The 13348-nt window shown below is 71.3% G+C and carries 13 protein-coding genes; 3 read left to right on the forward strand and 10 right to left on the reverse strand.

All coding sequences use genetic code 11. The features are described from left to right. Positions 1-26 precede the first annotated feature (26 nt). Positions 27-935 carry a MerR family transcriptional regulator gene (locus tag CVO96_RS15645; RefSeq protein ID WP_243398401.1) on the reverse strand — a complete coding sequence of 303 codons (909 nt, stop codon included), beginning with the start codon at positions 933-935 and terminating at the stop codon, positions 27-29. A 156-nt stretch (positions 936-1091) separates the two neighbouring features. On the opposite strand from CVO96_RS15645, the gene CVO96_RS15650 reads away from it, so the two are divergent. Next, the gene (locus CVO96_RS15650) at positions 1092-1994 is read left to right on the forward strand and encodes a UbiA family prenyltransferase (RefSeq protein WP_103313026.1); all 903 of its coding nucleotides are present in this window, start codon (positions 1092-1094) and stop codon (positions 1992-1994) included. Positions 1995-1997: 3 nt separating this feature from the next. Next, positions 1998-3368, forward strand: a complete 1371-nt coding sequence (locus CVO96_RS15655) for a phytoene desaturase family protein (protein ID WP_243398402.1) — start codon at positions 1998-2000, stop codon at positions 3366-3368. Positions 3369-3428: 60 nt separating this feature from the next. On the opposite strand, the gene CVO96_RS15660 is transcribed toward CVO96_RS15655, so the two are convergent. From CVO96_RS15660 to CVO96_RS15690, 7 genes are all read right to left on the reverse strand, one after another. Beyond that, positions 3429-5201 (reverse strand): S8 family serine peptidase, encoded by a 1773-nt coding sequence (locus CVO96_RS15660; protein ID WP_103313027.1) that lies wholly within the window; start codon positions 5199-5201, stop codon positions 3429-3431. A gap of 339 nt (positions 5202-5540) precedes the next feature. Then, positions 5541-7112 carry an L-glutamate gamma-semialdehyde dehydrogenase gene (gene pruA / locus CVO96_RS15665; RefSeq protein WP_103313028.1) on the reverse strand — a complete coding sequence of 524 codons (1572 nt, stop codon included), beginning with the start codon at positions 7110-7112 and terminating at the stop codon, positions 5541-5543. Next, positions 7105-7980: an SDR family oxidoreductase gene (locus CVO96_RS15670; RefSeq protein ID WP_207795324.1), complete on the reverse strand. Its 876-nt coding sequence runs from the start codon at positions 7978-7980 to the stop codon at positions 7105-7107. Before CVO96_RS15670 ends, pruA begins: the two co-directional genes overlap by 8 nt. Before the next feature lie 4 nt (positions 7981-7984). Beyond that, complete coding sequence (locus tag CVO96_RS15675; RefSeq protein WP_103313029.1) at positions 7985-8917, reverse strand: proline dehydrogenase family protein; 933 nt, start codon at positions 8915-8917, stop codon at positions 7985-7987. After that, positions 8910-9596, reverse strand: coding sequence for a GntR family transcriptional regulator (locus tag CVO96_RS15680; protein WP_165795324.1), 687 nt, complete (start codon positions 9594-9596; stop codon positions 8910-8912). Before CVO96_RS15680 ends, CVO96_RS15675 begins: the two co-directional genes overlap by 8 nt. 71 nt (positions 9597-9667) lie before the next feature. Further along, positions 9668-10144, reverse strand: coding sequence for an MgtC/SapB family protein (locus tag CVO96_RS15685; protein ID WP_103313031.1), 477 nt, complete (start codon positions 10142-10144; stop codon positions 9668-9670). A 280-nt stretch (positions 10145-10424) separates the two neighbouring features. Next, positions 10425-10826: a hypothetical protein gene (locus tag CVO96_RS15690; protein ID WP_103313032.1), complete on the reverse strand. Its 402-nt coding sequence runs from the start codon at positions 10824-10826 to the stop codon at positions 10425-10427. Positions 10827-10910: 84 nt separating this feature from the next. On the opposite strand from CVO96_RS15690, the gene recO reads away from it, so the two are divergent. After that, the gene (recO, locus tag CVO96_RS15695) at positions 10911-11690 is read left to right on the forward strand and encodes a DNA repair protein RecO (protein WP_103313033.1); all 780 of its coding nucleotides are present in this window, start codon (positions 10911-10913) and stop codon (positions 11688-11690) included. On the opposite strand, the gene CVO96_RS15700 is transcribed toward recO, so the two are convergent. Together CVO96_RS15700 and CVO96_RS15705 are read right to left on the reverse strand one after the other, a co-directional pair. Beyond that, positions 11678-12370 (reverse strand): 16S rRNA (uracil(1498)-N(3))-methyltransferase, encoded by a 693-nt coding sequence (locus CVO96_RS15700; protein ID WP_103313034.1) that lies wholly within the window; start codon positions 12368-12370, stop codon positions 11678-11680. The two genes, recO and CVO96_RS15700, sit on opposite strands and share 13 nt — an antisense overlap. Next, positions 12367-13173 carry a 50S ribosomal protein L11 methyltransferase gene (locus CVO96_RS15705; RefSeq protein ID WP_103313035.1) on the reverse strand — a complete coding sequence of 269 codons (807 nt, stop codon included), beginning with the start codon at positions 13171-13173 and terminating at the stop codon, positions 12367-12369. The genes CVO96_RS15700 and CVO96_RS15705 overlap by 4 nt, the downstream gene beginning before the upstream one ends. Positions 13174-13348: the final 175 nt, after the last annotated feature.

Genomic DNA, 13348 nt, shown 5'->3' on the forward strand with positions numbered 1-13348 from the left:
GTTCATTCATCTCCAGCTCCTCCATCTCAGGTACCCGTCTCCCGGGCAACCAGCAATTGCCCATCCTGCAGTCCGTTCACGATGGTCTCGGCCGCGCCCACGGCGTCCGGGCCGGCGTAGATGCCGCGCAGCTCGTCCGCCAGTTCGGGCCGGCTGTTGAGCAGCGCGCCGCCCAGGAATACCGGCAGTCCCAGGTCGTCCAGCTCGGGTCGCTGCGCGCGGGTCGGTGCCAGTGCCCAGTCGCCCTGCAGGGTCAGGGCCACGGCGGCCGCGCCCCGCTGCCGGGCGTAGATGCCCAGATCGCGCAGCGGCGTGTCGGCACCCACGAAGGCCACGCGCACGCCGCGCCGCCGCAGGGCCAGGGTCACCATCATCAGGCCCAGCTCGTGCTGCTCGCCGGGCGCGCAGGCGACCACCACCAGCGGGCCGGCCTCGCCCTGCACCTCGGCGTCCATCAGGGCGCTCAGGCGCGAGCGCAGAAAGGAACTGGCCTGATGCTCGTGGGCGATGGTGATCTCGCCCCGCTCCCAGCGCAGCCCGATGTCCACCAGACTGGGCGAGATCACCGACAGCAGCATGTCCTCGGGGCTCAGGTGGAGCTGGGCCTCGTCCAGCAGGGCCGCCGCCTCCGAGGTCTCGGGCCTCAGCAGCGCCTCGGTGAGTTCGGCGGAGAGCTGCTGGAGACTGCCGCCCTGGTTCCAGTCGGTGGGCCGCTCCAGCTGGCCGCCCCGCGTCAGCTCGGCCGCCCGGCGCGCCGAGACGCCCTGGCGCAGGTGGGCCTGCATCTGCCCGATCTTCGTCACGTCCTGCGGCGAGTACAGGCGGTACCCGCTGGCGTTGCGAACCGGCTGGGGAAAGCCGTAGCGCCGTTCCCACTGCCGGAGCGTGGTGGCCGGCACACCCGTCTGCGCCTCGACCTCGGAGGCGGTGAACATGGGAGTGTGCTTCAGATCGTGTTCTGGGGCCATTCGTTCCTCATTGTCCAGCACAGCCTATCCAGACTTTGCTGCATAGGGTACGGTTTCCCGGCTGCGGCGCCGCCGGGGGGCAAATGGAGGGCAGGCGTCGCCTAGAATGCAGCCCGGTCAGCCATGCGTACCCGTTTCCTGATCCACTCCGCCGCCCGCCCCTTCGGTCTGCCGCTGCGCCGCCTGCTGGCGGTGTCGCGCCCGGCCCTGTGGGTCAACACGGTGGGCACGCTGGTCACGGGGCTGTGGCTCAGCGGGCGGCTCTCCACGCTGGAGCCGGGCCTGCTGCTGCTGCTGGTCTACCTGACCCTGCCCTTCAACCTGCTGATCTACGGCCTGAACGACCTCTCGGACACTGAGGAGGACGCCCGTTCCAGCCGCAAGGGGGGCTGGCAGGGCGCCCGCCTGAGCGTGGCCGAGGGCGGGCCGCTGCTGCGCGCCACCCTGGCCTGGAACCTGCCCTTCCTGCTGGCGCTGAGCGTGCTGCTGCCCCCGCTGGCCACCGCCACGCTGCTGCTCTCGGCCACGCTGTTCGCGGCCTACAGCCTGCCGCCGCTGCGCCTCAAGGGCCGCCCCGGGCTGGACGGCCTGAGCAACGTCGCCTACGCCCTGCCGCTGGCCCTGCCGGCCCTGGCGCTGGGCGCCCCCGTGCCCTGGCTGCCCCTGCTGGCCCTGATGGCCTACTCGGTGGGCAAACACGCCTTCGACGCCGCGCAGGACATCCCCGCCGACTGGCATGCGGGCACGGCCACCGTGGCGACCCGCCTGGGGGTGAAGGGCACGGCGACCTATGCCCTGGGCTGGTTCGGGCTGGCCGGGGCCCTGCTCTGGCCCGTGTCCCACCTGAGTGCGCTGGCCCTCTGGCTGATCTGCGGCGGCATGGCCCTGGCCCTGCGCGCCCGCCCCACCCCGGAACGCGCCGCGGGGCTCTATCCGCTCAGCATCGTCACCCCCTGGATCGTGGGCGCCGTGGCAGGCGTGCAGCTGGTGTACCTGCTGGCGCGCGGGCTCTGGACGGGTCTCTGAACCGTGGCTGAGCGCCCACCTCAGTCCGGGCTGGAGGTTGGCGTGCTGGGCGGCGGGCTGGCCGGGCTGGCGATCGCCGCGCTGCTGGCCGGGCGGGGCCAGCGGGTCACCGTGTACGAGCGTGCCCAGGCCGGGGGCAAGCTCAGCCGCGTGCACGCCGGAGGGCTGGACTTCAGCACCGGCCCCAGCCTGTTCACCTTCCCGGACGTGTGGCGTCAGTTCCTGAGCCGCCTGGACGAGCCCGACCCGCTGGAGCTGAGGCCGTTGCCCGGCGGCCTGGGCCTGCACCACACCCCGTTCGGCCCCGTGCCCCTGCCCGTGCCGCCCGGCCACCCCCTCTCTACCCACTGGGCACGGTACGTCTCGCTCGTCGCCCCGCTGGCGCCCCATCTGCTCACCCTGCTGACCACCCCGCCCCGGCTGGGTGATGGAGCCTTCCGGCGGGCCGCCCGGGCCCTGTTCCGCGTCACCGGCCCCCACTCCAGCGCCGAGGGCTGGATCCGTGCCCACGGGTTCCCGGCCGCCCTGGCCCACGCCCTGCGGACTCAGGCCCTGAACGCGGGCCTGTCCCCCAGGGACGCGCCGGCCCTGTACGCCCTGCTGCCCGCTCTCATCGGCCCGGACGTGTTCCGACCGGCCAACGGCATGGGCGCCCTGCTGGAGACGCTGCTGGACTTCGTGGCGGCCCGCGGCGGGCGGGTGCTGGAGGACTCGGCGGTGAGCCGGGTGGGGAAGGGGCAGCTCACGCTGGAGGGGGGGGAGGTCGTCCGGCACGATCTGCTGGTGAGCGCCCTCGATCCGGCCCGGCTGGCGGCGCTGCGGGGCCAGCCGGCACCGTCGCCGGTGGCCCGGCGCACCGTCAGCGGCGTGGCGATCTATGGAGCGCTGGACAAGCCCTCGGCCCTGCCCGCCACCAGTGTCGTGCCGCCGGGGGATTTCGGGGCCTTCCGCGCGGCCCTGCGCGTCGGCGCCCTGCCGCCGGACACCCTGGCCCTCGTCCACGCCGATGACCGGCGGCTGGCCCTGCTGCTCACCGCGCCGGCCACGGGCCGGGCCCTGGATCTGGAGCACCCCTGGGTGCGGGGGCAGGTGGAGCGGGTGGGGAGAGTCCTGGGCGCGCCGGGCCTGCTCGCCTCGGCCGGGGGAGCGGTGGCCCTCACCCCGGCTTTGTACGCCCAGGGCGGTCATCCCGGCGGCGCGATCTATGGCCGGGCGCCCGGCCTGTGGCGGGGCGGCCCCCTTCATCCGCAGCCCTACCGCCTGAACCGCACGCTCTGGCAGGTCGGCACCGGGGTGCATCCGGGCGGCGGCATCCCCGCCATCCTAGGCGGCGCGCTGATCGTGGATCGCCTGCTGCGTGAGGCGGGTTATTGAACGTTTCACCAACAGCCGCCGCCTCCCCCGGAGGGAAGGCGGCGCCGGATGGTGGAGGGCTTACTGGCCGGTGATGGCCTTGTAGGGATCGACCAGGCCGGAGCCGAAGTTGGTGTCCTTTCCGGCGGTGCCCAGATCCTTCGCCGTGCTGGTCAGCAGGCTCAGCAGGCCAGCGTTCGTCAGCGTGGGCTTGGCGGCCCACACCACAGCGGCGGCGGCCGAGACGTGCGGCGTGGCCATGGAGGTGCCGTTGAACGACTCGTAGTCGGCCGCGGTCACCGAGGCCGTGCCGGTGGTAGGCAGCTTGCCGAGCAGGGCCTGACCGTCGGCCTGCTGGAGGCCCACGACGGGAACCGCGTAGGCGTTCGTCAGGCTGATGCCCAGCGCGCCGGCCGCGTTGTTGTAGATCATGACGCCCTTGGCGCCGCTGGCGACCGCGTTCGCCGTCTTTTCCTCGAAGGAGCAGGTGCCGCGGCTGATCAGGGCGATGTTGCCGCTCAGGGCCGCGTTGCGGGTCGTGGTGCCGCAGAACTCGTTGTTCGTGCCGCCCGCCGCGACGACGCTGCCGGTGAAGGAGCCCTTGCCGGTCAGGTCGGCGGCCTGCACGTTCTGGAAGCTCACCCCGCCGCCCGAGGCGCTGGCGGCCGTGCCCTGGCCCAGCGGCACCGAGCTGATCACGTCCACGCCGGGGCCGGACAGATCGACCTGGGTGCCGAAGTTGCTGAAGTCGGCCTTGGCGAGGTTACTGTCCACGGCCGCCACACCTACCACTTCAGTGTAGGCGGCGGGGTACGACACAGCTGCGCCGTCGTTGCCGGTCGCCGCGATGATCAGGGCGCCCTTGTTATAGGCGGCGGTGTAGGCCCGCTGCTCGGTCTGGCTCTTGGCGCCGCCGCCCAGGCTCATGGACACGATGACCTTATCTTCGGTGCCGCCCTGGGACTTGAGCTGGGCCACACACCAGTTTACGCCGTTGATGATCCCGCTGGAGGAGCCGCTGCCGGTGTCGCCCAGCACGCGCGCCATGTACAGATCGGCGCCGGAGGCCACGCCGCCCACCCCATCCGCGTCCATGCCGCTCTGCAGTCCGCCCGCGCCGGTGCCTGCCCCGTACTGGGCGAAGACCGTGCCGGCGACGTGCGTGCCGTGGTGAGACACGTCGTTCAGCAGGTAGGCGTCGTTCCGGTTGGCCTCCGTGGTCACAAAGTTTCTGAACCCCTTGAGCTTGCGCCCGAATTCGGGGTGGTTGCCGTCGATCCCGGTGTCCGTAATGCATACGGCGATCTTCGTGGTGGCCGCGCCCGTGTAGCCGGCGGCGCGCAGCTGCGGCACGCGCAGGGCGGCGTCGCCCCAGGTCGTCTCGCCGCTGGCGGTGTAGATGGCCTGCGCGGAGATCGCCTGCGCCGAGAGGGTCTGACCGGACAGGCTCCTCTGCGCACCTCCCTCGTCGCTCACGCCGCTGCGGAAGCCCAGCGCCCTATGCACGGCCTCGCGCTCCACGTACTCCACCTGCGGGTTGCCCTGCAGCTTCGCCAGGGCTGCCGGGCTCAGGCGCACGGCGGCGGCGCTGATCTCGGCCCACTGCTGGGTCAGGGCGCCGCCGGCCGCCTGGATCGCCTGGGCCTGCAGCGTGGCCTGGGCCGCCAGTTGCTGCGCGCCGAGACTCTGGCCACTCAGCGGCTGCTTGAAGCCCACCAGATAGGTGTCGCCCGCCACCGCTTCGGGGGCGGGCACGCTGGCGACCGGCGCGGCCGCGGGGGTGGCGGTCTGCTGTCCGCAGGCAGCCAGGGTCAGGGCGAGGGTCGTGGCGAGCAGGGGGCGCGTGTGCTTCATGGTGTCCTCCAGACAATCGTTCAAGACCGTCCTGGGCGGTCTGCCGCAGGATCGCAGGGTGTGGAGTCGGGCCGGGCACCCACCGCAGGAGGAGGGAGCCGCTGTACAAACACCGTACGCCGTGGGTTGAACTTGGCGCGGATGTTAGGGCGCCGTGAGTAGGCGCTGGAGAGACCTGTGTAGACGACCTTGGGCTCGGTTCAATGATGTGAAAAATTTCCGATCCGGTCGGGAGAATGGATGAAACTGGCCTGCCGGGCGGAAGGGTTCCGCCTGGCAGGCCGATCAGATTGACAAGGGGTGGTCATCAGCGCTTCTGAACGCCAGCGGCGTCAGAGTTCACCAGCGCTCGGTCACGGTCTTGAGTTGCAGGAAGTTGGCGAGGTAGTCCGGGCCGCCCGCCTTGGAATCGGTGCCGCTCATGTTGTAGCCGCCAAAAGGTTGCACGCCCACGATGGCGCCGGTGATCTTGCGGTTGAAGTACAGGTTGCCGGCCTCGAATTCATGGCGGGCCTGCTCCAGCCGGGCCCGGTCGCGGCTGCACACGCCGCCGGTCAGACCGTACTGGGTGGAGTTGGCGATCTCCAGGGCGTCGGCCCAGTCCTTCGCGCGCAGCACCGCCACGACCGGCCCGAAGATCTCCTCCTGCGCCAGCCGGGCCTCCCGCCCCACGTCGCCCACGATGGTCGGCTGCACGTAGTAGCCGGCCCTGCCGTTCGCCTCGCCGGGGGCCTGCCCGCCCAGCAGCACGGTGCCCTCCCGCGGGGCGATCTCCAGATACCCTTTGATCTTGTCGAAGCTCATCTGGTTCACCACGGCCGTCACGTTGGCGTTCTCCTCGCCCGTGCCGACGCTCAGGGCCCGGGCGCGCTCCACGAAGGCGTTCACCACGTCGTCGTACACGCTGTCCACCACGATCAGGCGGCTCATGGCCGAGCACTTCTGGCCGTTGAAGCCGAAGGCCCCCTGCACGGCGGCCGTCACGGCCACGTCCAGGTCGGCCGTTTCATCGACGATCAGGCCGTCCTTGCCGCCCAGTTCGAGGATCACCTTCTTGATCCACCGCTGGCCGGGCTGGGTCTTCGCGGCGACCTCGTTGATGTGCAGGCCCACCGCGCGGCTGCCGGTGAACGTGATGAAACGCGTCCGGGCGTGCGTGGTCAGGTACTCGCCGACCTCCCTGCCCACGCCGGGGAGGAACTGCAGGACGCCCGCCGGCAGCCCCGCTTCCAGCAGGATGTCCACCACGAAGCCGGCGATCAGGCCGGAGTCCTCGGCCGGCTTGGCGATCACGCAGTTGCCCACCACGATGGGCGCCGCCAGCATCCCCAGGAAGATCGCGCAGGGGAAGTTCCACGGCGAGATGCTGACGCCCACGCCGATCGGCAGGGACATCAGGCCGTTCTCCTCGCCCTCGAACCAGGTCGTCTCGGACGAACCGAAGCCCGCGTATTTCATGGCGCTGCGGGCGTAGTACTCCAGAAAATCGATGGCCTCGGCCACCTCCACGTCGGCCTCGGCGTAGTTCTTGCCGACCTCGATGCTCATCAGCGCGCAGGCCTCCAGGCGCCGGCGCTTGAGGATCGCCGAGGCCTTGAGCAGAATGCGGGCGCGGGCGTCCATGTCCCACTTCTTCCAGCCCTCGAAGGCCCTCCAGGCGCCCTGCAGGGCCCGCTCGGCATCCTGGATGGTCGCCTTCGCGGTGGTGCCCACCACTTCCTTGGTGTCACAGGGATTGAGCGAGGTCAGCTTCCCTTCAGTGTCCACCCGCTCGCCGTCGATGATCAGCGGATAGTGCCTGCCGACCAGCTCGGCGCGGACTGTCCTCAGCGCGGCCTGATAGGCCTGCACGTTCTCGGGCAGCGTGAAATCGGTGAAGGGCTGGGGGCGGTACTCCTGAATCTTAAGCATGGGGGGACTCCTGGAAGAGCAGGGGGGCGATGTGGCGGGCGAAGTCGGCCACCGACAGCGGCGGGCGGCCCAGCAGGCGGGCGGTGTCGGGCGAGACGCGCGAGGCGAGGCCCAGGCGCGCGACCGCGTAGATGGCCACCATGACCAGTAGCTGCGAGGCCGGCACGCCCCGCGCCCGCAGCCGGCGGTAGAAGGCCAGGGGAGAGGGATCGCTGTAGCGGATCGGGCGGCCCGTGGCGGCGCTGAGCGTCTGGGCGACCTGGGCGTAGGTCAGCGCCCCGGCCCCGGTCAGTTCGTAGGCCTGGCCGGCGTGACCCCCGCTGGTGAGCACCAGCGCCGCCACCGCCGCGATGTCCCGCACGTCGATGAAACTGGTGCGGCCCCGGCCGGCGGGCACGAAGACCTCGCCCCCCCGCAGCTCGGGCAGATGGGTGGTGCTCAGGTTCTGCAGGAAGAACGACGGGCGCAGGAACGTCCAGGCCACGCCGCTCTGGCGCAGGTATGCTTCCAGCTTCGCGTGCGGTACCCAGGGCTGGCGCTCGGCGCCCTGCAGCGACAGCAGGGTCATGTGCCCCACGCCCGCGCCCAGGGCCACGTCCAGCGCCGGCAGCATGTCGCGGGCCACGGTGCTCAGCTGGGGCGGGCGCACCACGAAGAGCCTGTCCAGGCCCTGGAAGGCGGCCACGTAGGTCGGGCGCTTCCCGAACTCCAGCGCCCCGTACTCCAGCCCCGGCTGCTCCCCGAAAACCTCGCGGGCGGCGTCCGGGCGCCGGGCCAGCACGCGCACCCGGGCGCCGCGCGCCAGCAGCTCGTGCACCAGCGGCGTGCCCACGTTGCCCGGCGCCCCGGTGACTCCGATCAGGGTCACGGCCTCATCCCCGGAGCATTCCGCGCAGCACGAACATCACGTTGGCGGGGCGCTCGGCGATGCGGCGGGAGAAGTACGGGTACCAGTCGCGGCCGTAGGGGATATAGGCGCGGACGCGGTAGCCCTCGGCGGCCAGCTGCCTCTGCAGGTCGCGGCGAACGCCGTACAGCATCTGGAATTCGAAGGCGTCCTTGCTGATGCCGTGCGCCAGGACGTAGTGCTGCACGTCGCGGATGATGCTCTCGTCGTGCGTCGCCACGTTCACGTAGTTCCCCGCGCTCAGGTGGGCATACACCAGCCGGCGGTAGCTGGCGTCCACGTCGGCCTTGTCGGGCATGGCGACCGTCTCGGGCTCCAGATACGCGCCCTTCACGATCCGCAGGTTGGGGTGCAGGTCGTCCAGAGCGGCGCGGTCGGCCTCCGAGCGGTAGAGGTAGCTCTGCAGCACCGTGCCGACGTGCGCGGCGCCGAACTCGCCCACCAGCGTGCGGAACTGGCTCAGCGTCACGTCCACGCGCGGGTGATCCTCCATGTCCAGGCACACGAAGCCGCCGTACTGCTTGGCGCGGCCCACGATGCGCCGGGCGTTGGTCAGGCCCAGGTCGGCGCCGGCCACGGTCTGGCCCTGCCCCACGCTGGACAGCTTGACGCTGACGTAGCCGGGGACGCCGGCCGCGTGCGCCTCGTCCAGCAGGTTCAGCACCTTGTCGGCGAATTCGTTGGCCCTGTCCGGGCTGGCGACGAACTCGCCCAGCAGGTCGAGGTTGCCCAGGATGCCGTCGCGTCGCAGCTCCTGCACGGCCCCGAGGGCGGTCTGCACGCTCTCGCCAGCCACGAAGCGCTGGGCGACGCCCCAGCCGCGCGAGCGGACGACGTGTTCAATGGTCTTCTGGCCGGCGACGGTCAGGACGGCTTTGCGGTAGAGCTGGTCAATCATGGCGGGTCTCCTCGGTCGTCCGGGCCAGGTCGTGCAGGACGAGGGTGGCGAAGGTCTGGACGTGCGTGCGGGCGGCTTCGCGGGCCGCGTCGGCGTCACGGGCCAGGATGGCGGCCAGCAGGGCGGCGTGCTGGGCGTCGGTCTGGGGATGGGCGTTGTAGGTGCGGGTCTGGTGCTTGATCAGCGCCACCCGCTGCTCCAGATCGCGGGCCAGGTCGCCCAGCACCGCGTTGTGGGCGGCCAGCGTGATACAGCGGTGGAAGGCCAGATCGAGCCGGGTCTGTTCGCGGTAGTCGCTGGTGGGCGCGGCCTGCAGCGTGTCCAGGGCCGTTCCCAGGGCCCGGGCGTCGGCCGGGGTGTGGGCCCGGGCGGCCAGCGCGGCCGCCAGTCCGTCCAGCTCCTGGCGCACCACGTAGGCGTCACGGGCCTCGGCGGCGCTCACCGTCCGCACCCGCACGCCCTTGTTCGCCTCGGCCACCAGCAGGCCGTCCTGCGTCAGCCGCATCAGCGCCTCGCGGATCGGGGTGCGCGACACGCCCAGCCGCTCGCCCAGCTCGACCTCGCCCAGCCGCTCTCCAGGGGCGATCTCGCCGTCCAGCACGGCCCGGCGCAGGTGTTCGTAGACGCCGTCCCGCACCAGGGTGGGTCGCTCGAAGGCGGTCGCGGTGGGGGCGGTCATCGTGGATATTGTATACAATCGTGCCTCCCTCCGTGTCATCGGTGTTCGAGTTCGGATTTGGGGCACCAGGCTCAGGGATCGGTGGGATCGCCGCGCCGCTCGGCCAGTCGGTGCAGCGGGCTCAGGACGAACAGGAACAGCAGGGTCGCCCCGGTGGCGAACACGTACAGGTGAAGTCCGCAGGCCACCCCGACGCCTGCCGTGGAGAGCAGGCTGGCGGCGGTCGTCAGCCCCCGGGTGTGCTCCCCCCGTTTCGAGGAGAAGATGGTGCCCGCGCCCAGGAAGCTCACGCCGCTGACCACGGCGGCCAGCACGCCCACCAGATCGAAGCGCACGCCGTCCTCGGGCGAGCCGTACTGCACGATCAGCTGCTCGGCCAGCACCACGAACAGCGACGAACTGATGCCCACCAGCATGTGGGTTCGCAGCCCGGCGCCCGCCCGCTTGCTCTCCCGCTCCCAGCCGATCAGGCCGCTGAGCAGGGCCGCGACCAGCAACCCGAGCATCAGGCCCAGCTCCGCCCAGATTCCCGACCACAGTTCCGTCATGCTCCCACGGTACGGAGCCCGGCGCGTGCCGGTCTTGATGAGATCTTCAGGGACGTGTCAGGGGATGCGTCCGGAGCACGGCACCGGGGGCGCCGCTGTCATGGGCGTGTCCGATGCGGCCGGAATGCGTGAACCCCTCTCCCGCCCGGAGTGGAAATGGACACTCGGTCTGCAGCAGGGGAACCCGAGGCCGTGTGATCCCTGGGTTCCGTCGGGAAAACTCTTCAGTTGGGGCGGCGTCCGTCAGGCTGGCCGATCCGAGTACTTCGGCGGGCGCGGCTCAGTCCGAGTAGGCCGTTTCGATGGGGAAGATGCGCCCGGAGAGCGTTTCCAGCCCCCGTTTGCCCGAGCGTTTCTGGCACGATTCGGTCGCCACGCACAGGGTCACGTAGCGGGTCAGGCGGCGGCCCACGTGCACACGAAAAACCGCAGCTTCGGAGCGGCTGCGGGTGAAGTGGCACAGGTCGCAGTGCAGCGCGTTCTTCCCCTTGGGATCGACCGGCGTGAATTCGGCCAGCTGGTCGCCGTGCACCAGGGCCAGCCGGCCATCGGCCACACGGTACAGGCCCAGGGTGGGGGGGGCCCCGGTCTGTTCCTCCCCGAACAGTTCCCGGTGGGTCTCCGGAAACAGTTCCCGCAGAAGATCCCTAACGCTGTGATCCTGGTGGTGCGGGTCACTCATCTCCAGAAGTGTACCTGCCCGGCGGGGCACGGAAAGTGGACGCTGGCACAGGTGTCCGGGGCGCATCCGGATAGACTGCGCCCTGTGAGGTCACGCACCGCCAACCGCAGCGGCATCGTCATCCGGCGGCGGGTGACGCCGGCGGGCGACATCATCGTGACCCTGCTGACTCCGCAGGGCAAACTCAAGGCGGTGGCGCGGGGCGGGGTGCGCGGCCCGCTCGCCAGCCGCCTGAACCTTTTCCACCATGTCGGCGTCCAGATCTACCAGGGGCCGCACAACGATCTGGCGAGTGTCCAGCAGGCCATTCTGGAAGGTGCACTGCCGAAGCTGGCTGAGCCCGAGCGTTACGCCTTCGCCCACCTGATGGCCGAGTTCGCCGACGCGCTCTTTCAGGAAGGCGAGTTCAGCGATCAGGCCTTCGAACTGTTCGCCGGCGCCCTGCGTGGGCTGTCGCACCAGCCCGATCCGGAGTGGGTGGCGCTGGTGCTGAGCCACAAGCTGCTGGCGCTGGCCGGCTTCGTGCTGAACACCGGCCACTGTGCGCGCTGCCGGGCTCCCCACCCCGCGCACCCCGATCCGTTGGGCGGGCAACTGCTGTGCGGCGCGTGTTCCAGCCTGCCGGCGTACCAAGGCGAGGCGCTGGAATTCCTGCGGAGCGTGGTTCGTCAGACCGTGCGGGCCAGCATGGAGGGGCCGGTGCCGCCCGAGCAGCGCCCCGCGCTGTGGAAGGCACTGGAGCGCTACGTGACCGTCCATATCGGCAACGTCCGATCGTGGCGCCAGCTCCTGCCGATGGCCGCGCCGGCCTTTGCCAGCCCTGGCCCTGTGGCTGACGCTGTGGTCGACACTCAGGCCCCGTAGGCCGCGATCGCTCCCAGCAGGGCCACGGGCGCCGTCTCCGCCCGCAGGATGCGCGGCCCCAGCGTGACCGACTGGGCGCCCCGTTCCAGCAGCCCGGCGACCTCGGGGTCGCTCAGACCGCCCTCGGGACCAGTGAGCACGGTCACGGGGGCCGTCCAGTCCAGCAGGTCGCCCAGCCGCTGGGCCGCGCCGGGCTGGGCCACGAACAGCCTCCCGGTCCAGTGCAGGGCGCCCAGGGGGATGGGGGAGAGCACGTCCGGCACCACCGCGCGCCGCGACTGCTTGCTGGCCTCCTGCGCGACCCGCCGCAACCGAGTCAGCTTCTGCTCCCCGATCTCGCGGGCGTCGGCACGGGCCGTGACCAGCAGCTGAATCCGCGCCACCCCCAGCTCTGTGGCGGCCCGCACGACCTCCGAGAGCTTGTCGCCCTTGAGGAGCGCCACCGCCAGCGTGAGGGGAAAGGGGGTCTCTGAGGCGCCCGCGGTCTCCTCGCCCAGTTCGAGCACGGCCCGGGACTCGTCCAGCTCCAGCACGGTCGCCCGGGCCTCGGCGCCCTGGCCGTCGAACACGCGCACTTCGTCTCCCGGCCGGAGGCGCAGCACATGAAGATGTCGCGTCTCGGCCGGCCCCAGCGTCATCTTCCCCCGGAGCGCCGGCACCCGGACGCGGTGGCGGGTCATCCCTGCGGCGCGCGGGCGGTCAGCAGCACCCACTCGCCGTCCTGGCGCACCTGCAGCTGGCTGAACCCCTCCCGCTCCAGGGCCTCACTCACCAGCGCGAGCTTGCTGCCCAGGATGCCGGTCAGGATCAGGGGGCCGCCGGGGCGCAGGGTGACCGCGTATTCGCCCGCCAGCAGATCGTGCAGTTCGGCGTACAGGTTGGCGACGAGCACGTCGCAGGCCGGCTCCGGCGCGTCCGAATCCAGCCCCAGGCTGCCCTCGGCGAAGCTGACCCGACCCTGGGGCACCCCGTTGATCTCCGCGTTCTCCCAGGCGATGGGAATGGTGATGGGGTCAATGTCCAGCCCCCGCGCGTGCCCGGCGCCCAGCAGCGCCGCCGCGATGGCCAGCACGCCGCTGCCGGTGCCCACGTCGAGCACCGTGCGGCCGCTCAGCTCCAGCTCGCCCAGCGCCTCCACCGCCATGCGCGTAGTGGCGTGGTGGCCGGTGCCGAAGGCCATACCGGGTTCGATGATGAGTGCGACCTGCCCCGCCGGCACCTCGCCGGTCAGCCAGGGCGGCACGATGGTCACGCGGCCGGCGTGCACCGGGCGCAGGTTCGCCTTGAACTCGGCCAGCCAGTCCTGATCGGCCTCCTGGCGCCACTCGCCGTCGCTGACTTCCGGCGCCAAGTCGGCGCGGTCGTCGAAGTAGACCCGGATGGTGCCGGCGCGCTCCTCCAGGCCGGTGGCGCCGGCTTCCCACAGCAGATCGAGCTGGGCTTCGCGGGTCTCAAAGGTGCCGGGCAGGTGGTACACGAGCATGGGGGAAGTGTAGCGGGGCCGCGCCGCCAGGATTCCGGACGGAACCGTCCCCACCCACCTCCGGACGTCCACGTCCAGCCCGCCCCAGTCGAAGCGTTTCGGTGTGGAGGACGGGTGCCTCAATCCTGTGGGGGCAGCGGGGCAGAGGAACCGTGGTTCCAGCGAGTCCGCTGGG

Source organism: Deinococcus koreensis, from assembly GCF_002901445.1.
In the GTDB taxonomy this organism is placed as follows: Bacteria; Deinococcota; Deinococci; order Deinococcales; family Deinococcaceae; genus Deinococcus; species Deinococcus koreensis.